The 18,930-nt window shown below is 47.6% G+C and carries 20 protein-coding genes; 15 read left to right on the top strand and 5 right to left on the bottom strand.

Translation table 11 applies throughout. The annotated features are described in order from the left end of the window. Positions 1-126 precede the first annotated feature (126 nt). The 5 genes from yycF (at position 127) to GUA98_RS24865 (ending at position 5,754) form a co-directional block, all read left to right on the top strand. The gene (yycF, locus tag GUA98_RS24885) at positions 127-849 is read left to right on the top strand and encodes a response regulator YycF (RefSeq protein ID WP_193724739.1); all 723 of its coding nucleotides are present in this window, start codon (positions 127-129) and stop codon (positions 847-849) included. Continuing rightward, positions 849-2,699, top strand: a complete 1,851-nt coding sequence (gene walK, locus GUA98_RS24880; protein WP_193724738.1) for a cell wall metabolism sensor histidine kinase WalK — start codon at positions 849-851, stop codon at positions 2,697-2,699. Before yycF ends, walK begins: the two co-directional genes overlap by 1 nt. Further along, complete coding sequence (locus tag GUA98_RS24875) at positions 2,683-3,963, top strand: YycH family regulatory protein (protein WP_193724737.1); 1,281 nt, start codon at positions 2,683-2,685, stop codon at positions 3,961-3,963. Before walK ends, GUA98_RS24875 begins: the two co-directional genes overlap by 17 nt. A gap of 234 nt (positions 3,964-4,197) precedes the next feature. Beyond that, a complete protein-coding gene (gene yycI, locus GUA98_RS24870; protein WP_095290591.1) occupies positions 4,198-4,941 on the top strand; it encodes a two-component system regulatory protein YycI in 744 nt (247 codons plus the stop codon). 6 nt (positions 4,942-4,947) lie between these two features. Beyond that, positions 4,948-5,754, top strand: a complete 807-nt coding sequence (locus tag GUA98_RS24865) for an MBL fold metallo-hydrolase (protein WP_153980480.1) — start codon at positions 4,948-4,950, stop codon at positions 5,752-5,754. Here the strand turns inward: GUA98_RS24865 and GUA98_RS24860 are convergent. Further along, entirely contained in the window at positions 5,723-5,935 is a 213-nt protein-coding gene (locus GUA98_RS24860; protein WP_095290595.1) for a hypothetical protein, read from the bottom strand. The two genes, GUA98_RS24865 and GUA98_RS24860, sit on opposite strands and share 32 nt — an antisense overlap. 489 nt (positions 5,936-6,424) lie before the next feature. On the opposite strand from GUA98_RS24860, the gene GUA98_RS30065 reads away from it, so the two are divergent. From GUA98_RS30065 to rlmH, 5 genes are all read left to right on the top strand, one after another. Next, the gene (locus tag GUA98_RS30065; protein WP_265333661.1) at positions 6,425-6,550 is read left to right on the top strand and encodes a hypothetical protein; all 126 of its coding nucleotides are present in this window, start codon (positions 6,425-6,427) and stop codon (positions 6,548-6,550) included. 52 nt (positions 6,551-6,602) lie between these two features. Then, on the top strand, positions 6,603-7,874 hold the full coding sequence (locus GUA98_RS24855; protein WP_193724736.1) for a S1C family serine protease: 1,272 nt from the start codon (positions 6,603-6,605) through the stop codon (positions 7,872-7,874). A gap of 276 nt (positions 7,875-8,150) precedes the next feature. Then, positions 8,151-8,672: a hypothetical protein gene (locus GUA98_RS29795; protein WP_227780104.1), complete on the top strand. Its 522-nt coding sequence runs from the start codon at positions 8,151-8,153 to the stop codon at positions 8,670-8,672. 281 nt (positions 8,673-8,953) lie between these two features. After that, positions 8,954-9,121 carry a CxxH/CxxC protein gene (locus GUA98_RS24845; RefSeq protein WP_068964251.1) on the top strand — a complete coding sequence of 56 codons (168 nt, stop codon included), beginning with the start codon at positions 8,954-8,956 and terminating at the stop codon, positions 9,119-9,121. Positions 9,122-9,610: 489 nt separating this feature from the next. Beyond that, positions 9,611-10,090: a 23S rRNA (pseudouridine(1915)-N(3))-methyltransferase RlmH gene (rlmH, locus tag GUA98_RS24840; protein WP_193724735.1), complete on the top strand. Its 480-nt coding sequence runs from the start codon at positions 9,611-9,613 to the stop codon at positions 10,088-10,090. Between the two features lie 157 nt (positions 10,091-10,247). On the opposite strand, the gene GUA98_RS24835 is transcribed toward rlmH, so the two are convergent. The 3 genes from GUA98_RS24835 to GUA98_RS24825 form a co-directional block, all read right to left on the bottom strand. After that, positions 10,248-11,075 carry a CPBP family intramembrane glutamic endopeptidase gene (locus GUA98_RS24835; protein WP_193724734.1) on the bottom strand — a complete coding sequence of 276 codons (828 nt, stop codon included), beginning with the start codon at positions 11,073-11,075 and terminating at the stop codon, positions 10,248-10,250. An 88-nt stretch (positions 11,076-11,163) separates the two neighbouring features. Beyond that, positions 11,164-11,817 carry a response regulator transcription factor gene (locus tag GUA98_RS24830; RefSeq protein WP_193724733.1) on the bottom strand — a complete coding sequence of 218 codons (654 nt, stop codon included), beginning with the start codon at positions 11,815-11,817 and terminating at the stop codon, positions 11,164-11,166. Continuing rightward, on the bottom strand, positions 11,804-12,979 hold the full coding sequence (locus GUA98_RS24825) for a sensor histidine kinase (RefSeq protein WP_193724732.1): 1,176 nt from the start codon (positions 12,977-12,979) through the stop codon (positions 11,804-11,806). The genes GUA98_RS24830 and GUA98_RS24825 overlap by 14 nt, the downstream gene beginning before the upstream one ends. Positions 12,980-13,147: 168 nt before the next feature. Here GUA98_RS24825 and GUA98_RS24820 point away from each other — a divergent pair, with 168 nt between their 5' ends. The 4 genes from GUA98_RS24820 to GUA98_RS24805 all read left to right on the top strand — a co-directional run bounded on the left by GUA98_RS24820 (position 13,148) and on the right by GUA98_RS24805 (position 17,103). Next, positions 13,148-13,564, top strand: a complete 417-nt coding sequence (locus tag GUA98_RS24820; RefSeq protein ID WP_193724731.1) for a MerR family transcriptional regulator — start codon at positions 13,148-13,150, stop codon at positions 13,562-13,564. Positions 13,565-13,575: 11 nt separating this feature from the next. Then, on the top strand, positions 13,576-13,929 hold the full coding sequence (locus GUA98_RS24815) for a DUF4260 domain-containing protein (protein ID WP_193724730.1): 354 nt from the start codon (positions 13,576-13,578) through the stop codon (positions 13,927-13,929). 423 nt (positions 13,930-14,352) lie between these two features. Next, positions 14,353-16,476 (top strand): bifunctional metallophosphatase/5'-nucleotidase, encoded by a 2,124-nt coding sequence (locus GUA98_RS24810; protein WP_153980471.1) that lies wholly within the window; start codon positions 14,353-14,355, stop codon positions 16,474-16,476. A 294-nt stretch (positions 16,477-16,770) separates the two neighbouring features. Continuing rightward, positions 16,771-17,103 (top strand): hypothetical protein, encoded by a 333-nt coding sequence (locus GUA98_RS24805; protein ID WP_193724729.1) that lies wholly within the window; start codon positions 16,771-16,773, stop codon positions 17,101-17,103. A gap of 86 nt (positions 17,104-17,189) precedes the next feature. Here the strand turns inward: GUA98_RS24805 and GUA98_RS24800 are convergent, their stop codons facing one another. Beyond that, positions 17,190-17,906 carry a YheC/YheD family protein gene (locus GUA98_RS24800; RefSeq protein WP_227780103.1) on the bottom strand — a complete coding sequence of 239 codons (717 nt, stop codon included), beginning with the start codon at positions 17,904-17,906 and terminating at the stop codon, positions 17,190-17,192. Positions 17,907-18,209: 303 nt separating this feature from the next. Here GUA98_RS24800 and GUA98_RS24795 point away from each other — a divergent pair, with 303 nt between their 5' ends. Beyond that, positions 18,210-18,740, top strand: a complete 531-nt coding sequence (locus GUA98_RS24795; RefSeq protein ID WP_193724727.1) for a GNAT family N-acetyltransferase — start codon at positions 18,210-18,212, stop codon at positions 18,738-18,740. Positions 18,741-18,930 lie beyond the last annotated feature (190 nt).

Raw genomic sequence — 18,930 nt, 5'->3', positions numbered from 1 at the left:
AAACTATACAGTAAAGATACCTTTATAGATCAAACCTTAGAATTACATTTGTCATAGAAGATAAGATTCAAAAGAGATAAAGACCGCTAGAGCGGATCAAGCAGGATATAGGGGTGAATACAGCCGATGCAGGGGAAGATTTTGGTGGTGGACGATGAACAGCCCATTGCGGACATTCTGAAGTTTAATTTGGAAAAAGAGGGGTACGAGGTCATCTGTGCTTTTGATGGCATTCGTGCAGTTGAACTGGCGTTATCCGAGAAACCGGATCTGATGCTGCTGGACTTGATGCTTCCTGGCAAGGATGGCATGGATGTGTGCCGCGAGGTACGCGCCCATCTGGAGCTGCCGATTATTATGCTGACGGCAAAGGACGGCGAAATTGATAAAGTGCTCGGCCTGGAGCTGGGTGCGGACGATTATGTAACGAAGCCTTTCAGTACGCGAGAGCTGCTCGCCCGGGTGAAGGCACAGATGCGCAGACGACAGAAGCCTGCGATGGCTGCCGAAGCTCCGGATGACGACGAGAAGCAGGTCATGCGCCTGTTCGATCTTGCATTTGATATGGACATGTATACGGCTTATAAAAGCGGTGAACCACTTGATCTGACGCACCGTGAATACGAGCTTCTCTATTATATGGCGAAGAACTCCGGCAAGGTCATGACACGGGAACATCTGCTGCAGGCAGTATGGGGATATGAATATTTTGGGGATGTACGTACCGTGGATGTTACGATCCGTCGTCTGCGCGAAAAGATTGAGGAGAATCCGAGCAAACCGGAAACGATTCTGACTCGCCGCGGGCTGGGTTATCTCGTGCGCAGTCCCAAAAGCGTGGGGATATAATGGGGCGTTTCTCGCGATTTTCGTTCTTCCGAACGATTCAGGCGAAACTGATTATTATCTATGTACTGCTAATTTTGATTGCAATGCAATTGATCGGCGTTTATTTCGTGAGTGCGATGAAGAACTCCCTGACGAGCAACTTTACCGAGGATCTGCAGGCACGGGCGGAGATGCTGTCTGTTCTTGTGGGTGAGACCATGGCTGGCGGAGAAGCAGAGCCTGGCGAGGACAAAACGGAAAACCTGCGCGTACTGGTGAACAATCTGTTCAACATTAACGGCGCTGAGATTCAGGTGCTGGACGCCAGTGGCAAAGTGCTGACCACTTCCTTGAGTTCACATTCCGATTACGTGGGTCGCAAAAATACCCAGACCGTTGTCAGCCGGGCACTGCAAGGCATCCGGGATAACGAGGAATATATTGTGGACGAAGACAATGTCCGTAAAAAGGTCGTGGCCAAGCCGGTCATGTCCGGCGGCAAGATCATCGGCGCCGTCTACATCGCCGCCTCCATGAACGAGCTGTACTCCACCATGGAGGGAATCAACAAAATTTTTATTTCCGGCATACTGATTGCCTTGGTACTGACCGCGGTGCTTGGCGTCATTCTGTCGCATACCATTACGCAGCCCATCAAGGAAGTTACCCGCAGGGCAACAGCCGTTGCCGAAGGGAACTTTGATCAGCAGACACCTGTATTCGGCACAGATGAGATTGGACAGCTCAGCCGGGCGTTCAACTACATGACCAGTCGCCTGCGGGATGCACTCTCCCAGAACGAAGAGGAGAAAGAGAAGCTGACGTCCATTTTGACGAACATGAGTGATGGTGTAGTCGCGACTGATGAATATGGCAAAGTCATTCTGGTCAACCGCCGGGCCAGCAGCATCCTGGGTATGCGCCCTGCGGATATTGAAGGCAGACATTTTGCCGTATTGCTCGGCATTGATCCCGAAGATGCAGAAGCACTGGCAAGTGGCTTTACAGGCTCGACACTGCTGCAGATTGCACCTGCCGGGCAGGAGGAACCCGTGGTGATCCGGATGACATTTACGCCAGTCCATCGGCGCGAGCTGGGCATTACGGGAACGATTGCCGTGCTTCAGGATGTTACCGAGCAGGAAGAGCTGGAGGCATCCCGGCGTGAATTCGTTGCCAATGTATCCCATGAGCTGCGTACACCGCTGACGACGATCAAAAGTTATGCAGAAGCGCTGGATGATGGTGCACTTGAAGACCCGCAGCTGGCGGGACGATTCGTTGGCGTTATTCAGAATGAGACGGAGCGGATGATACGTCTGGTGACGGATCTGCTGCATCTCTCCAGGCTCGACTCCAAGGAAGCACTGCTGCGCAAACAGCCGACGGATATTATGGATATGCTGGAAGAGGTAACGGATCGATTCTCATTCCAGATGCATCAGAAGGATATTCAGCCCGTATTGTCGGTTGAGAATGGCATTCCTGAGGTACCTCTTGATCGGGACCAGATTGATCAGGTTCTGGATAATGTCGTATCCAATGCGCTGAAGTACACGCTGGAGGGCGGCACGATTACGATTGCAGCCAGACGCAATGATGAGCATACCCTTGCCATTTCCGTGTCAGACACGGGGATGGGTATTCCGCAGCGGGACCTTGATCGTATCTTTGAACGGTTCTACCGTGTGGACAAAGCTCGTTCCCGCAGCATGGGCGGTACAGGACTGGGACTGTCCATTGCCCGGGAAATTGTTAGGGCGCACGACGGCACCATTTCTTTGGAATCGGAAGTGGATGTCGGCACAACCGTTACGTTCACCCTGCCCATGCGTGAAGAAGGAGGTGAGCACCTTGAAGGAACGGATTAAATCCCTGGTGCTCGCTTCTCTCGTTGCCGCCAGTCTGGTGCAGAGTTATTTTCTGATCTATCGTTTGCCCGGAGGCGGGGATTCCATTGTGACGTCTGAGACGAACTATGTGAAGACCGAGAATATGGGTCAGGAGCGAGATATTGAGGAACTGATCTTCCCCGATCAGATGATGATTCATCTGGGAGAGGACAAACATACCGTGTTTTATCCAGGCAATACCTTCTACCAGCTGATCTATTCACGTCTGCAAGGACGGACATTTGATGATTTTCAGCGGCGCACGTTACAGTCTGTGAACTGGGATCAGATCCGCAAGGATAACCCCGGCATTGAGCTGTCGTTCAAGGAAGGCATTCCGGTTGCCCTGCTGCAGCGAGTGATGCGGCTGGGTACGGATTCGTTGTTTCAGGGGGAAACCATTAACCGGATAGCGATCTATACCGCGAAAAATGAAACCAAAGCCCATGCCCTGTTCTTCAGTGCCAAGGGTGATGTTGTCTATGAAGCTGCACAGGCCGACCTGACGGTCCAGGACGTACAGCAGCATGTCGATTTCGGTACCAACTGGACGCCATACACACTGACGGACGGCGGATATTATATTCCGGCAGAGCCACTGGATGCGGTGGAGGCTGATGTGCCAACCGGGCAGTTCACGGTGGAACAGATGCAGCGCAGCCTGTTCTTCGATCCCAGCATGACCCGCAATATTCGGGAAAAGGATGGGTCGGAGATCTATACGGACAGCAAACGAAGTCTGCAAGTGAAGCAGGATCAGCGCTGGATCAGTTATACGGACCCGGCTGCACCGCCTGCAGGGCAGATTGATGCGGCGAAGGACGCGCTGTCTGCGGTGGATTTTGTGAACCAGCATGGCGGCTGGAAAGGTCGCTCACGCATGATGCTGGATACTGCGGATAACAAAACACAGCTGGAGTTCCAACAGTATTACGGCAGTTTCCCGATTATGGATTCGGTGCAGTTCCGCTTCGGCACCATCAGTATGGAGATGCAGCAGGAGACCGTGTCCAGCTATGAACGCTCGCTGGAATACTTGAACGAAGGTGCCGAGACGAAGAAACCTGTGAAGCTATCAGGTGGAGACAAGCTGAAGGCCCTTATCGAGAAGGTCGCTGGAGAGAGCCGTCAAGTGGTCGATGTGTACCCGGCGTATCGTCCGTCCACGATCGAAGGCGGGCTGAAGCTGATCCCTGTATGGGTGATTCACTTCAGCAACGGAGAGGAAACCACTGTTTCTTGATAGGTTTTTGTAGGGTGTCGGAGTCTTTTGATCTGAGCGAGGTGTAAGGTCACACGATAACGGAGAGGGCAGAAATAACCTAGAGAAGCGGAGCGTTCGCGTTTACCACCGGATTTCCCCTTTTGAAGAGAATTCATGAAATCCGGGGGTAACAGCGATCGGAAGGTTGTTCTGACCGCGTAGTGGTCCAGTGTGAGATTAGTCGTCTTATATCAATTAACGGAGGTGAATGGTTTGGATTGGGGACGGGCGAAAAATGTATTGATCTATGCCTTCCTGCTGCTCAATCTGGTGCTGGGTTACCAGATCTGGATGGATGCACGGGAGACGGCCGGAGCCAATCTGGACTTCACCTCGCTGGCAGATAATACACAGCAGGCGATGGAAGAGAAGGGTATTCAGGTGCTGGCACCCATCCCGAACGAAACGCCGAAGCTGCCCAAGCTGTCCTATGAGTTTATAGAAGAGGACAAGACGGGGATTCAAATCGATCTGGACAAGCCGGTGGACAGCAAGCTGATCTTCTCGCAAAGAGAGCTGGCGGACGTGCTGGCGGATGAAATTCCGCAGATTGGCACGTACCGGCTGGATCAGCTGATGACGGAGGATGGGGCGTTTGTGCTTCACCCGCTAGTCGACGGGAAATGGCCGCTCTTCAATGTCAGTCTGGAGCTGTTCTACAGCGATCAGAAAATTACGGGTTACCGTCAGACTCCGGTGCGGATTACAACCGCAGAGGAGAGCGATCAGCAGGTGCTTCCGGCGCCCAAGGCGCTGGGAACGCTGATCGAGAACTTTTTGCCGAATGATGCAATTGTCAAAGACATACAGCTGGGCTATTACGGCCAGTTGTTCAATTCCGATATACAGGTAGCGATGCCGGCATGGCGGTTCGTGCTGGAAAGTGGCGAAGTGTTGTACGTGCAGGGCATCAGTGGGGATGTATTCAGTCCCAAGACAGACAAACCAGGGGAGTAATGCGTTATGGGGATATATTTTACCGTGTTATCCAGCGGTTCGACAGGGAATGCCACGGTTATACAGCATGGGGGCACGTCCCTCATGATTGATGCGGGCCTTAGTGCGAAGCGTCTGGAAGCCTTGTTTCTGGAACGGGAGATTTCAGGGACAGAGCTGGACGGGATTCTGGTTACACATGAACATTCCGATCACATTAAAGGACTAGGCGCGATGTCTCGGAAATATAATTTACCAATCTATGCAAATACGAATACGTGGGCGGCACTGGAGAAGTCGGTTGGGGCCATTCCAGAGGAAAACCGGAGGGTGTTCGAGACAGGGGAGCAGCATGATTTTGGCTCCTTGCGCGTGGAATCCTTTGGCATTTCTCATGACGCAGCGGAGCCTGTGGGATATACGTTCGATGATGGCAGCGAGAAGCTGTCCGTCGCAACAGACCTTGGCTATATGAGCGACAAGGTTCGCGATGCGATCGCAGATTCCGATGTGCTTGTGCTGGAGGCGAATCACGATGTCGAATTGCTGCGCATGGGGCGTTACCCATGGAACACCAAGCGCCGCATTCTGAGCGACATTGGGCATTTGTCGAACGAAGCGGCAGGGGCAGCGCTCAGTGAACTGATGAACGGACGCATCAAACGTACGTATCTGGCACATCTCAGCCGGGACCATAATATGATGGACCTCGCGAAAATGACGGTGCGTGAAGCGATGGAAAGCCGGGGCTGTTTTTACAAAGACAATGAGTTCAAACTCTGTGATACGTATTATGATCGGCCTACGCCATGGGATAGGGTGGGTGAGCCATAAAGCTGTCGAGCTCGGCGGCTTTGCGCTCCACTTCCTCACGGGTCAAAATGCCTTTGTCGATCAGCAGCTCAATGATGGTGCTTAACGCTAGGGTATTCCGATAATGTTCTTCCTTGAGATCGGCCAGCTTGGCCGCCATATGAACCTCATCCATGGCTGTAAGAGTACGCGTGCGTTCCATAAGTGAATCCTCCTTCTATGAACCTTCGAATTGGTCTTTTACTATTATTGTAGTCAGGCTGGATGGAAAACATTCCTCTTTTTGCCGCTATAATTTAAGTTGCGAGGCGTGTATGCTGAAGTCTGTGGCTTTCTGGGCCGAAAAAGTTCTTGGGAAATTGGAAAAGTACGCTTAGCGAACCGGGTTTTGTGGTGATAGTTACTATGGACGTTTTATTGTAGGTCCGTTATTGTTAAACCTGCTTTAGCAGAAATTTGCGTCAATCTTCGTAATTATGCAACTTTTTTGAATTTGGCGTGTTTAGTATATATGGGGCCTTGAAAGAGAGGCTTGTTTGCTCGGGAAGTTGGCATGTCGTAGAATGCGAGAACGTTGCTGGTAGAGTCATAGACAGGATGGGAGTGTCCGTTCTGTTGTACATAGACGCTTCATTTCGGGATAGCGGGGATGCAGCGATATGCAAAACAAGCTTGAAAAATGCTAGAAAGCATGGAAAACCGTTGGGGTCTTCACGTAACGGAGACGACAGAATGGACTTGGAGAAGTGAATCGAAAGGTTCATCTGTCGGCGGAATGGGCTATGTGAGAACACCATCGTTGGCCATGCCACAATGATCAGGCGGCAGTCAGGATCTGGATGCGTGACAACGAAGGGGAGAGGATCACGATGGGATTGTTCGGAGACGATTTTTATTCAACCAAAGTATCAAGACGCGCCGAGCCTGTACAGAAAGGCAAACTTCAGATTATCCGCCCCGGTGGACGGGATCGCTGGCAAAATCCACGCCGGTCGCGCTCAGGCATCAGCTCCACCGTGAAGGTGGCAGTCATTAGTTCGGTAATCAGTTCCATCGTGACCGTCACGCTGTTTAGCTTCATCATGCAGCCCGCATCTGTTCCTCTGGCCAACGCTACAGGCAATGGCGGGAACGGAGGTAACCTGCAGGCCACGCAGACGGCTGATCCATACGACCGGATTATCCAGGCAGCAGCCAAGGTGCGTCCTTCGGTCGTAAGCATCGTGAACCATAAGACGGGCAGCAGTCTATCTATGGATGATTCGGCGCTTGGATCAGGTGTCATTTTCAAGAAGGAAGATGGCAAAGCCTATATCATGACCAATCATCATGTCGTCGAAGGAGCAAGTGATCTGGAGATTGTGACCGTCGAAGGCGAAACACACAAGGCGAAACTGGTCGGCAAGGACCGCGTAAGTGACATCGCCGTCATGTCTGTTGAGGATGAAAAAGGTATTGGGCCAGTAGCGGAGATTGGTGATTCCAGCAAGCTTCAGCGCGGCCAGACGGTACTCGCCATCGGGAATCCGCTGGGATTGGGTGGTACACTGACATCCGGTATTGTCAGTTATACGGATCGAATCCTGCCCGTGTCCATTAATCAGGATGGTGTATACGACTGGGAGCAGAACGTAATCCAGACGGATGCGGCCATCAACGAAGGCAACAGCGGTGGCGCACTCGTTGATCTGAACGGCAAAGTGGTCGGCATCAATACGATGAAAATCTCGGATACAGGCGTTGAGGGCTTGGGCTTCGCGATTCCGATGAACGAAGTGATGAAGACTGTCGATTCATTACTGCTAAACGGCAAAGTGTCTCGTCCATACTTGGGTGTGTACACTGTTGATCTCAGCAATCCATATGCACCACTGGATGACGAGCAGCGTAAGGATCTGAAGCTGCCTTCTCACGTGGACAGCGGTGTGGTCGTGCTTGAAGCATCCGGTCCGGCATCCGAAGCGGGTCTGAAGCTCAATGATGTCATTACGGAATTTGATGGGCAAAAAATTACCTCTACGCTGGATCTTCGTAAATATCTGTACGATAAGAAGAAGATTGGCGATACCATTGAAGTCACCTTTTATCGGGACGGCAATGCCGAGAAGGTTTCTGTGAAGCTGACCGATAAACCGGAGTAAAGGTAATCTGAAATGAATGTGGGCGAGAAGTCCCCTGCTCGTGAAAGAAGCAAGACATCATTCATTTGGAATGGTGGAGCCTTCTGACATGAATCGGGGACTTTTTTGTTTTTCTTTCCGAATAAGCGGATTGAACCAGAGCCAAAGTCTCAGTTACAGAAGGGATAGGCTATGATAGACTATTTTATAACGTGCCAAGGTGCACGATTGTGCGAGTAACATGCATTTGTCGTGGTTGGATTGGAAGATCAACTGGCAAGAAGAGGAGCTTATGTAATGAAACATTTGATGAAACCTTCGCTCGGAGGAGCGGCTATACTGCTATCCTTATCCGTACTCTCTGCATGTGGACCTGAGGTATCTTCCTCTGGATCTGTAGATAACAGCGGTTTGGAGGGACGAATTGCAAGTCTGGAGAAGCAGCTTGCCTCACAAGGGGAGAAGAGCATTAAGCAGGATGAGAAGATTGCTGCGCTGGAGAAGAAGCTGGAAGAGCTCAATAGTACGGTAACAGTAGTAAATGAAGTGGGTGGAAATGGTTCTGCTGCTTCAGGTAATAACGGATCTGCCGGCAAGGGGGATGGCATACGGATTACATTTGCTCAATATGAGAAGCTTGAGGTGGGCATGACGTATGATGAAGTGAAGGAGATCATCGGCGGGGAAGGTGAAGCGCTGAGCGAAGCGGAGAATACGGTCGTCTACAGTTATAAGGGAGCTGGCGATACGGGAGCTAATGCAATTCTGGCGTTCCAGGGTGGCAAGCTGCTGACTAAGGCACAATCCGGATTGAACTAAGAACGTTGGACTGAAGATTGAATGCGTTGAAACATAGATAAGCGCTATTGTATGGAATCATTGGAGCGTTCTTTAGGGACACGGAATTGTGTCGAAATAGAACGCTTTTTTGGTTTGATTTTTGCCGGTTGGGGAAGATTATTGGGGGTTAAACACGATAAATGAGGGATAGGGGTTTCTTTTCCACCCCAGGTGTGATAGAACAGAGAAGTGGCTATCCTATATGGATAAGCGGTTGTGAATCGGGAGCATAGCTGGTTACAGAAAGGATGCTTGAACGGATGTACGTTGTATGCAAAGAACACGTGGACATTGCCATTGACATGTTTGTCGATGAGTATGAGGACGCTCCGGATATTGTTGATCTGAAGGAGACGGAATTTGCCGATTGGGACCCGCCTGCGAAGTGCGCCGAGTGCGAACAAAAGGCTGAGTTTCTCGTCGTCTAGCGTACTGTGTAGGCATCCGCAGCAGAGGCGTCCCTTATGGACGCACTCGCTCGCCTGCCATCCGGTATGAACATCAAAGGCAAGAAGCAGGGAGAGCGTGTCGGAGCGCTCTTTTTGTGTTTGTGAGAGAATGAGGAGATGGTGGTATGTGCAGTCTGCTATCTGTGGGCGAAGTCAGGTAGGGAGAGTCATTCTTTGAAGCGTAATGTAAGGACCACAATACGTCTTAAATGGGTTGATTTGGGCCGATATGTGGGTTAACGAACCGTAGACACGCTTTTTGTCTGAACTGATATGTATAGATTCTTTGTCTCCTCGTATTAAGGTGCGTGAGGTTTGCTAACTGCGGATTGATGGTTACTTGAGGCTGTATAAGGTGAGTGAGGTTCGCAAGAGGATCTGCGTTTAATAAGTGAGATTATAGGTGTGGTGAAGCACCGTTCATAAATAGATACATACGGGATTGGATCATGAGGAGGAAATGGTTTTATGTTCATTCAGATTATTGGCGTAGGCAAATTGAAGGAAAAGTATCTGACGCTCGGCATTCAGGAATATGCCAAGCGTCTTGCCCCGTACATCAAGTTTCAGATGATCGAGGTCGCAGACGAGAAGGCGCCCGACACCCTAAGCGAAGCTGAGGTGCGGGCGGTGAAGGAGCGCGAGGGCGAACGCATCCTCGCGCATGTGAAGAGCGAGGCGCATGTCGTTGCGCTCGCATTGGACGGCCAGCTCTGGAGTTCCGAGGAGCTGGCAGCGGAAATCGACAAGCTCGGCACGTATGGGACGAGCCATGTCGTGTTTGTCATCGGAGGAAGCCACGGGCTCTCCGATGAGGTGCTGCGCCGCGCGAAGCAGCGACTGAGCTTCGGGCGCATGACCCTGCCGCATCAGTTGATGCGGCTGGTGCTGGTGGAGCAGATTTATCGCGCGGTGAAGATCAATCGGGGTGAACCGTATCATAAATGACGCAAATTTTTTAATCGCTGCGGGAAATGTTATCTACGTTATACTATTTATCTAAAAAGCTAAAGAAGGAGCGAAAAAAAATGTGCTCCTTCTTTCAAATTAAATTCAATCGAATTCAGTTTAGTTTCGCGAGTAGTTCTTTCTCTTTGGATTCAAATCATGGCCGTTTCCGAGCAGCACGGATCAGCATCGGAATGGCAATCACAAGTCCTAGGATCACGGTAACAATAGAGCCCTCCAGCCCAAACTCTCCCCCCGTGAGCCATGCTGCACCGTTTGCCTTCACAGTAAACAACCCGGCCGAGGGGAGTCCGGATACAGGAATGCCAAGCGCAGCTTCGAGTGCATTCCAAGCAAAATGCAGCCCCATGGCGAACCACAAATTACGCCGCCACAAGAATGCAGCTCCGAGCAGAACCCCTGCTTCTAGGGTGATGGCAAATGCGCTCCATATTGTTGCTCCTGGATTGCCAAGATGGAAGGCCCCAAAGGTAAGCGAGGTGATCGCGAGTGCAATCCAGCTGCCCCCTAATTTCTGTATAGCTTGAAGCATCAATCCACGAAACACCAGTTCCTCGATGATGGCTGCGCTCAGCGCAGTTTCAATGGACGTCATGAGAATAGAAACCGGATCTGCAGCAACCGCCCATTGGAAGGAGTAGCCGCCGAGCAGAACAATAATAAGCGTAGACACTGCGATAAATATGGCTCCCGTGATTATGCCCCGGACAGCTTCCACCCCTGCGTGCTGCCCGGACAGCTCTGGAATGGGCCGCTGAGCCACGGATTTCATAATAAGCTTATACACTAGGATGGCTGCTAAGCTCAACAGGAGTGTTAAGAGTAAGGAACCGACCCCTTCTACTCGCTCGGTCAGCACAAGCATTAAACCCTGTACAAGAATAATAGCGGCCGCACCCACAAGCATCCAGGTTATTGGAAAGCGAAGCAGCCTCTCTATGTTGTTGGGCCTTGTTTTCTTCATGTCTTTCATCAGCTCCTATAACGTTTGGTAGTTATGAGTTTATGCTGAAAAAGTCATAAAGACACAGTGCGCTTTGGTCATGACATGGTTACTTGTGATCCAGTATGCCCGAATCTCGGGCTATGCGGGCTGCTTCTCGCCTTCCCTTGACATGAAGCTTCGAATAAATCGTTGAGATGTAATTCTTAACGGTCCCTTCACTAAGAAAAAGCGCCTCAGCAATATCTTGATTGCGCAGGCCGAGAGCCAGCTTATGCAGCACTTCAAGTTCACGGACGCTGAGCCCGTATTCATTACTTTTTACGGCGGAGGAATGGTTCATGTTCATGTTTTTAATCATTTTGCCCGCCATCTCTTGTGTGATTAGGGTGCCTCCCGCATGAACTACGCGTATACCTGCAGCCAGATCCTTGGGATGGATAGCCTTGAGTAGATAACCTTCTGCGCCATGACCTAACGCCGCAAGTACATACTCCACTTCCTTATAAGAGGTCAGCATAATAATCTTGATGTCCGGTAATCGCTTCTTAATCAGGGCCGTTGCAGCCACGCCGTCCATGACAGGCATGTTGATATCCATCAGCACAATGTCGGGCTGAAACTGCTCGCAGCCAGTAATGGCTTCCTCCCCATTTCTTGCCAACGCAGCTACTTCGATATCTTCCTCCATCGACAGCACGATATGTAAGCTTTCCAGGATTAATTCTTGATCATCAGCAATCAGTACCTTAATGTTCGGCATGCAGCAGCACTCCCTTCAGCGGAATTTCACATCTGACTTCGGTAATCGCCTCAGCTTCCTCCTTAGAATCCACGGACAAGCTGCCTCCCAATCGCTCGATTCGATGCTTCATCGTGGTCAAGCCGAAGCCATAATCTACTTTTTTAATCGGTATGCCGTTATTTCGGACCATTAATTGCAGTGTGCTCACGGAAAACTCCAGCTCTAAGTACAATTGAGATGCTTTTCCATGTTTTAGCGCATTCGTAAAAGCTTCTTGAATGACACGGAGGACCGCTTGCCGTACTTCAAAATGCAGCCTGGGCTCTGTACCGAGCAGATTGACAGTGAGTACAGTTCCCGTGTGCTCTTGGAAGCGGATGACAAGGTTCTCCACCTGCTGTGTAAGACTCAACCCCTCTTCTTCTCCCATCTCATGCACAATGTTTCGCATGTCGTCCAAATTTTGTTCAGCAAGTGCCCTTAAGCGGATTAAACGGTCTTTGACCTCTTCAGGCTTCCGATCCAGAAGGGCAATCGAAGCATCCAGGCTCATAATCATTGCGATAAAGGAGTGCCCCAATGTATCATGAAGCTCCTTCGACATACGGTTGCGCTCTTCCTGAAGCGTCATGGTCTCGATTTCCGCAGTGTAGAGGGTTAGCAGCTTATTTTGCCGCTCCACTTCTAGTGCTAGCTTATTCTTCTCTTCATATGCTGTGGCTACAGAGCTCGCCCATATACCGATGAAGCAGAACAGCAAATTGTCTGCTGCGAAGCTAAACGCCTGCTCCCAAGGCAAATGCAAGTAAGTCTGCGATAAAAAAGGAATGAAAGCCACCACAGGAATAACCCAAATCGTCTTCTTCGTCATTAAGTATCCCATGATAAGACTGAGCAGCAAATAGTCCGCCCTTGAGGTCAGATCTGGGTGAATAGCGGAATTTACATAATAAGAACCACCCAGCAGCAGCTCCAGGATGCAGAACCAAGTCTTGTTATTTCTACGCCCAGGGAACCAGAACAGCATAGGGACGACAAGCGCCAGAATCAGCCAAAAGATATTCACTACCGTCAGGATCGAAAATTCACTTTCTTGCAGTAGACGGGACGCCAGCAAAATATAGTGATACGAACGAAGAGCAAATAGGCCCCATTCCATGAAAGATGATATTTTTTTCATATCCTCATCCCACTTTTCCAGTAAAAATAAACCAGCACCAGTGCATCCAGTGAATCAATTATAAGGGAAAAATATGTTAATTGGCACTGTCTGTTTTCTGCCGCCGAATGAATAGTTGACTCTGGAGTTTACTCCAATGTTATGATTTTACTGGAAGGGAGGCCGACAATGAAAATCAAGGATTTTGCGAATAAATATCAAATTCAAACCGATACCATTCGTTATTATGAGAAAGAAAACTTATTGAATCCAATAAGACGAGAGAACGGTTATCGGGAATTTGATGAAGAATGTGAGAAGCAGATACAACTTATCATCGTATTAAAGCAAGTAGGTTTTACAATAAAAGAGATTCAGCAATTACTTATACTACGTGAAGATCCATCTCTATCAACGGAATGTAAGGATACAACCGTATCATTATTGAATCAAAAAATAATGAAACTTGAGGAGAGAATCCGGTTTTACCAACAAGCATTGAAAGTCGTGCAGACCATTAAAGAACTTGCGAGTGAAGTGAAGTATTTAGAGAATATAGAGGATATGGAAAGACTAGTGCTTAGTTTATTTCAAAAGGATTTATAAGGAGAGAGATGATGACGAATAAACAAATCGTTCATATTGAATATGCATTTGCCTTTGCACTTTCCTTTCTTATTTACATGCAGCTGCACTTTCCCATATGGTTGTTCGTTGTTCTTTTATTCGTTCCTGATCTTACAATGCTTGGGTACACCATGAATAAGAAAATAGGTGCAATTGTTTATAATTTGGGACACACCTTTATTTTCCCTCTGCTTTTTGCATTAGGTTACTTATATTTTCCAAACGATTATCTATTAATAGGATCGCTCATATGGATCGCTCATATATGTATGGATAGAGCAATAGGTGCTGGGTTGAAATATCAAGATGCTTCATTTACTAATACACACATACAAAGGCTTTAACGTAACAAATTAGACAGAAAGTTCGTCTGACTCTTATCGCTTCTTATTCATGCACGTACATTCTACCAAGTCGCTAATCCTAGAATATAACGCCGCCTATATGGCGGTTTTTTCCTTGAGGACAACTGTTAGTAGTGTAAAGTGCTTATCTTCTTAAAGGAGTTACTGCTATATTCGGGGTGTATGCCGAGAAAAATCAAATCCTTCTCTTTTCCCGTCCATAACCTCATAAACCCGCGTTTTCTGTGCGTAGGATCCTCTTTTTTTAGATCAAAAACTCAAATACTAACATTAGTCAAAGTCATAGGTCTGTTCTCTATCTTTCAAAATTTTTACATCCATTTGATAGTATTCGCGATTTTTATGACTTGGTTTATGTTAAAATATCTCAGGATCAGAAATTGGAGAGGGGTTTTTTAACTCATGTCATGGAAAAAAGTTTTGGGGAAAAGCACCATTCGTGTGGCAACGACTGCACTATTACTTTCTCAACTATTCGGTGCGGTAGGTCCTGTCTCTGCTGCAGGCACAGATGTAGAAGTACACTTGATCGGAATTAATGACCTGCATGGTCAGCTCGATACCACATCAATGGTTGGTGATAAAAAGGCAGGAACAGCTCCAATTCTAGCTACATATCTGAAAGAAGCTCAAGCCAAATATGAAAACTCCCTACTCTTCCATAATGGAGACTCTGTTGGTGCATCAGCGCCAGTTTCTTCTTTGGATCGTGATGAGCCTACGATGGAATGGATGAACATGATGGGCTTCGATGTAGGTTCTCTTGGCAACCATGAGTTCGACCAAGGGATTGCTGCATTAAAAGCACAAATCTTTGGTGGCCTTGATCCAAAAGAAGGCAAAGTGACTCATGCTGGAGCAAAATTTGATTATGTAAATGCAAATGTCATCGAGACTGCCACGGGCAAAACGTTAATTAAACCATATGTGATTAAAGAAGTAGGCGGCGTCAAAATCGGATTTATCGGATTGGTGACGAAATCTACACCGGCTAAAGTTTCCCCATCGGGTACAGCAGGCGTGCGTTTCTTAAGTGCTGAAGAAGAAGTGGAAGCGGTTAATAAATATTCTAAAGAATTGCAAGATCAAGGTGTTGAAACGATCATCGTTCTGGCGCATGACCCAGCAACAACCAAAGAAGGCGTAACTACTGGAGAAGCAGCTGATTTGGCAAAAGCTCTGCCAGCAGACTCTCCTGTTGACGTCATCGTTGCAGGTGACAATCACGCTTTGGCTAACGGTGAAGTGAATGGAAAATTGATTGTTCAAGCGTATTCTTATGGTACAGCATTTGAAGATATTAAGTTGATGATCGACCCGACGACTGGGGATGTAACTGAAAAATCAGCTACAGTGACAACAACTTTCCAAGAGGGTGTAAAAGAAGACCCTGAATCTTTGGCAATTATAAAAAAATCATTGGACAAGCATCCTGAGCTAACCAAGCCAGTGGGTACAACAGATGGTTCTATCACTCGCACAGATGCCTACAATAACGAAGCACCTCTGGGGAACCTCATTGCGGATGCAATGCGTCAAGCCGACTTCGGGGATAACGCAAGCGAAGCTGACTTTGCATTTATGAACCCAGGTGGTATTCGTGCAGATCTGCCAGAAGGCGATGTGACTTTTGCTGATCTTGCTAAAATCCAACCGTTTGGCAATACTCTAGTAAAACTGGAGCTGACAGGTGAGCAAATTCAAACCTTGTTGGAACAACAATGGGGAACCAATGCGGATGGTACGCCAAACACCAAAACACTACAAATCTCTGGTTTAAAATATACAGCAGATTTCAATAAGCCAGTTGAAGAACGTGTAACTAGTCTTAGCCTTGAAGATGGTACTGCTATTGATCCTGCCAAAACATATACAGCTGTAGTGAACAACTTTATGGCAGCAGGTGGAGATAACTATAAAGTACTGGTGGATGCTAAATCATCCCTGGCCGGTCCTATCGATCTGGATGTATTCTATCAATATATTGTAGATGCATATAAAGGCGGCGCGATTCAAGCGAAAACAGAAGGACGCATTACGAACATCGCTGCACCTGCAGAGCAACCAGAAACACCGGTAACAATAGAATTCATTTCACGTGCTGAATTTGTAAGTGCGCTAGTAGACATGTTGAAACTAAACGAAGTTGCTACAGCACCTGCATTCAAGGATGTGGCTGCTGACGCGGCATATGCAGATGCCATCGCTGAAGCTGCTCACGCTGGATTCATTCAAGGCTTTGGCGGCAACTTCAATCCTGACCGTAATATTACTCGTGAAGAAGCAGCTACTATTCTTGCTAAATTGTTGAAAAATCCAGCCTTGGATAAAGAGGCTACTGCCATTATTGCTGGTTACAAAGATGGTAAATCCGTATCTGCCTATGCAGTTAAATCCTTGGCACAATTGATTGAGCAAGGTATTCTTGAAGCGGCAGAGAACAATTCACTCGAGCCAAAACAAGGCCTCTCCAATAACGATGCCAAAGCTCTCATTCAAAAAGCAGTGGCAGCAAAAGCTTCATAATATAGAACGTATTCAAACCATATAAGCCTCGCAAAGCATAGAAAAGTATTTGTTAATAGAAGGTTTGCATGTCAGATAAATGTTTCAAAATGAATTGCTATATTAAATCTATAGTCCTCGAACCACCTGTTAATTACGGGTGGTTCTTTTTATTTTAATCAATCTAGTAAGCTGCCATGTCCATGCGGTGACGATCGGACAAACGTACTTTTTGTGTCTTGTCCACTTTTATACCTCACTAAAAGCAATCCTATTGCATTTAATAAAACTATCAATAATAAGGAGGTTTTGAGAATGGGAAATAGAAGACCTGGAGCTGGCTATGATCTTGTTCAAATCGTTAACTCCACCCCGTATAATGCGGTTGGGAGAGTAGAGTATGCATCCATCTTTTGTGCTGATGACAATTATAGTGTTCAGCGTGATGAGACGTGGAGAGCGCCTAGTCGCGGGGCCTGCCTGGTGACTAGAATAACGGCAACGGTTAGAACACCGAGTGGAAATGTTGAAGCCGAACCGTATACTTCTTCGGGTACTTCATACAGCCAGTTCGCTATTATACAAGTCGGGGCTAATAGATTTCAAGTGACACGTGTAATAGGTGCTGCTAAACGCCGCAAGAAATAACCGAAACCAATTATAGTTCGGGAATAGCACCAAATATAAAGAGGCGACCTGCCCAAGCTACAAGGCAGTTCGCCTTTGTTTTTGCTTCAATGCTCCTTATACCATAATATTCTGCGATACATCGAAGAATCTTGTAGATGCTGGAAAGGGCACAGATCTGGTTTATAATTGCCTTCAATGATCCAAATCCGCCGCTTTCTGTCGATGCCTATATCGAAACCCACCTGTCTAAGCTTGGGGTAGTGCTCTCCCAGTCGTTTGGCAGCCAGCAGGGCAATTCGTTCCGCCTTAACAAGTAAGCTTCGGCCTCCAATATGAGCTAATTTTAATGCTTTTAGCACGGGGATGGTGCGGCTGGTCACATTCGTGACGCAGTATCCTTGCTCTGCAACTTTTGCGTATGAGCCTGTCACGTTCCAGGAGGATGAAGGACTTTTTTGGCGTTGAACCATAATGCGGATATCGAAGGGGCGGTCTTGAACCTGGGCAAGCTGCAAACGTCTTTGGACGACATATCCATGATCCTTGTTTTTGTTATGGAATAATTGAAGTAACTGATTCGTGTCTTTCATGGTAGTCACATGGTCCTCATGTTGAATACGTATGGATTTTGCACCATTTCGATGAATGAACAGGATATCTCTTCCGTAACGCCCGTCGCGAGGCTTCACAACAACGCTTTGATATTGATGCAGCATCTTCGTTAAATTGTTCTTTCGAAGCAGCCGCGTCTTAGGCAGACGTTTGGCAAGAGAAGGGCCCTTACGGAGGATGCGATACTGAGTCCATTTGTCTCTTTTCATTACAATCGGAATCACAGCCTTTTCCATTCGTTTACAGTCATTCTAAGGTAAAGTGATGGTTAGCATAAGCGGCCATTCGTCTATATTTGGGATAATGCTCGTTCAACTCACGGTGCTCAACGAGGTTCGGCTTGGGACACCGCCTGGTTCTGTGATGTCCAATTTGCATGGTGGAATGGTAGGTATATGGATTTTTTAACCATCTGATATAATAGAGTGAATTCAACATGGAAGGGACTGAACTATGCGCAGATATCAATATCTTGAACCTACCCTATTCTAAAAACAATGGAGGTGAAAGTATTGATTACAGAATTACAGACAGAGCGGCTGCAGCTGAGGAAAATGCAGGTATCAGATTCACCGGGTTTATTTAAAATCTGGTCTGATCCGGAGGTTACTCGATTTATGAATATTCGTTGTTTCACGGCTGAAAATCAAGCAATAGACATGATTCGGCTTCTGGATGATCTATCACAGGACAATAAGGCCATTCGTTTCTCCATCATACACAAAGAATCGGGCGAAATTATAGGATCATGTGGGTTTAACGCCTTTAATTTTGTTAATGGAACAGCGGAAATTGGTTATGACCTAGCCAAATCGTACTGGGGAAAAGGTTATGCTTCAGAGGCGGTTTCGAGTTTGGTCGAGTATGCTTTTTCATCATGGAAGCTGAAACGAATCGAAGCAAAGGTAGAATCTGAAAACCTGAATTCCATAAAGCTCTTGCAAAAGCTTGGTTTCACGTATGAAGGAATCGTTAATCAAGATAAGGGCGCAGAAGAAGCAGCGAGTGATCTCTATTTATACTCAAAATCAACATCCAATTAAGCTAATCTATCAGGATTACGATAGCAGCATAAACTTTAGTATAGCCGTACGGGCTCGTAAACTGTACGGCTATACTATATTTTACGTAAAACAACAGAATTTTATATTAAGTCTTTAGTCAAATAAGATACAATGAGATGTAGAATAGGCATCCAGGCGGGTGCCTTTAGGTTTGCCCGCGCACAAGGTT

The sequence above is a fragment of the Paenibacillus sp. P13VS genome (assembly GCF_015143645.1).
GTDB classification, from domain to species: domain Bacteria; phylum Bacillota; class Bacilli; order Paenibacillales; family Paenibacillaceae; genus Paenibacillus; species Paenibacillus xylanilyticus_A.
The sequence above is the reverse complement of the archived record's forward strand: the minus strand, read 5'-3'. Positions and strand labels throughout refer to the sequence as shown.

Coding starts and splice junctions, on each gene's coding strand:
- yycF (WP_193724739.1), top strand. CDS start 127: ATGCAGGGGAAGATTTTGGTGGTGGACGATGAACAGCCCATTGCGGAC.
- walK (WP_193724738.1), top strand. CDS start 849: ATGGGGCGTTTCTCGCGATTTTCGTTCTTCCGAACGATTCAGGCGAAA.
- GUA98_RS24865 (WP_153980480.1), top strand. CDS start 4,948: ATGGGGATATATTTTACCGTGTTATCCAGCGGTTCGACAGGGAATGCC.
- GUA98_RS24860 (WP_095290595.1), bottom strand. CDS start 5,935: ATGGAACGCACGCGTACTCTTACAGCCATGGATGAGGTTCATATGGCG.
- GUA98_RS30065 (WP_265333661.1), top strand. CDS start 6,425: ATGGAAAACCGTTGGGGTCTTCACGTAACGGAGACGACAGAATGGACT.
- GUA98_RS24855 (WP_193724736.1), top strand. CDS start 6,603: ATGGGATTGTTCGGAGACGATTTTTATTCAACCAAAGTATCAAGACGC.
- GUA98_RS29795 (WP_227780104.1), top strand. CDS start 8,151: ATGAAACATTTGATGAAACCTTCGCTCGGAGGAGCGGCTATACTGCTA.
- GUA98_RS24845 (WP_068964251.1), top strand. CDS start 8,954: ATGTACGTTGTATGCAAAGAACACGTGGACATTGCCATTGACATGTTT.
- rlmH (WP_193724735.1), top strand. CDS start 9,611: ATGTTCATTCAGATTATTGGCGTAGGCAAATTGAAGGAAAAGTATCTG.
- GUA98_RS24835 (WP_193724734.1), bottom strand. CDS start 11,075: ATGAAGAAAACAAGGCCCAACAACATAGAGAGGCTGCTTCGCTTTCCA.
- GUA98_RS24830 (WP_193724733.1), bottom strand. CDS start 11,817: ATGCCGAACATTAAGGTACTGATTGCTGATGATCAAGAATTAATCCTG.
- GUA98_RS24825 (WP_193724732.1), bottom strand. CDS start 12,979: ATGAAAAAAATATCATCTTTCATGGAATGGGGCCTATTTGCTCTTCGT.
- GUA98_RS24820 (WP_193724731.1), top strand. CDS start 13,148: ATGAAAATCAAGGATTTTGCGAATAAATATCAAATTCAAACCGATACC.
- GUA98_RS24815 (WP_193724730.1), top strand. CDS start 13,576: ATGACGAATAAACAAATCGTTCATATTGAATATGCATTTGCCTTTGCA.
- GUA98_RS24810 (WP_153980471.1), top strand. CDS start 14,353: ATGTCATGGAAAAAAGTTTTGGGGAAAAGCACCATTCGTGTGGCAACG.
- GUA98_RS24805 (WP_193724729.1), top strand. CDS start 16,771: ATGGGAAATAGAAGACCTGGAGCTGGCTATGATCTTGTTCAAATCGTT.
- GUA98_RS24800 (WP_227780103.1), bottom strand. CDS start 17,906: ATGAAAAGAGACAAATGGACTCAGTATCGCATCCTCCGTAAGGGCCCT.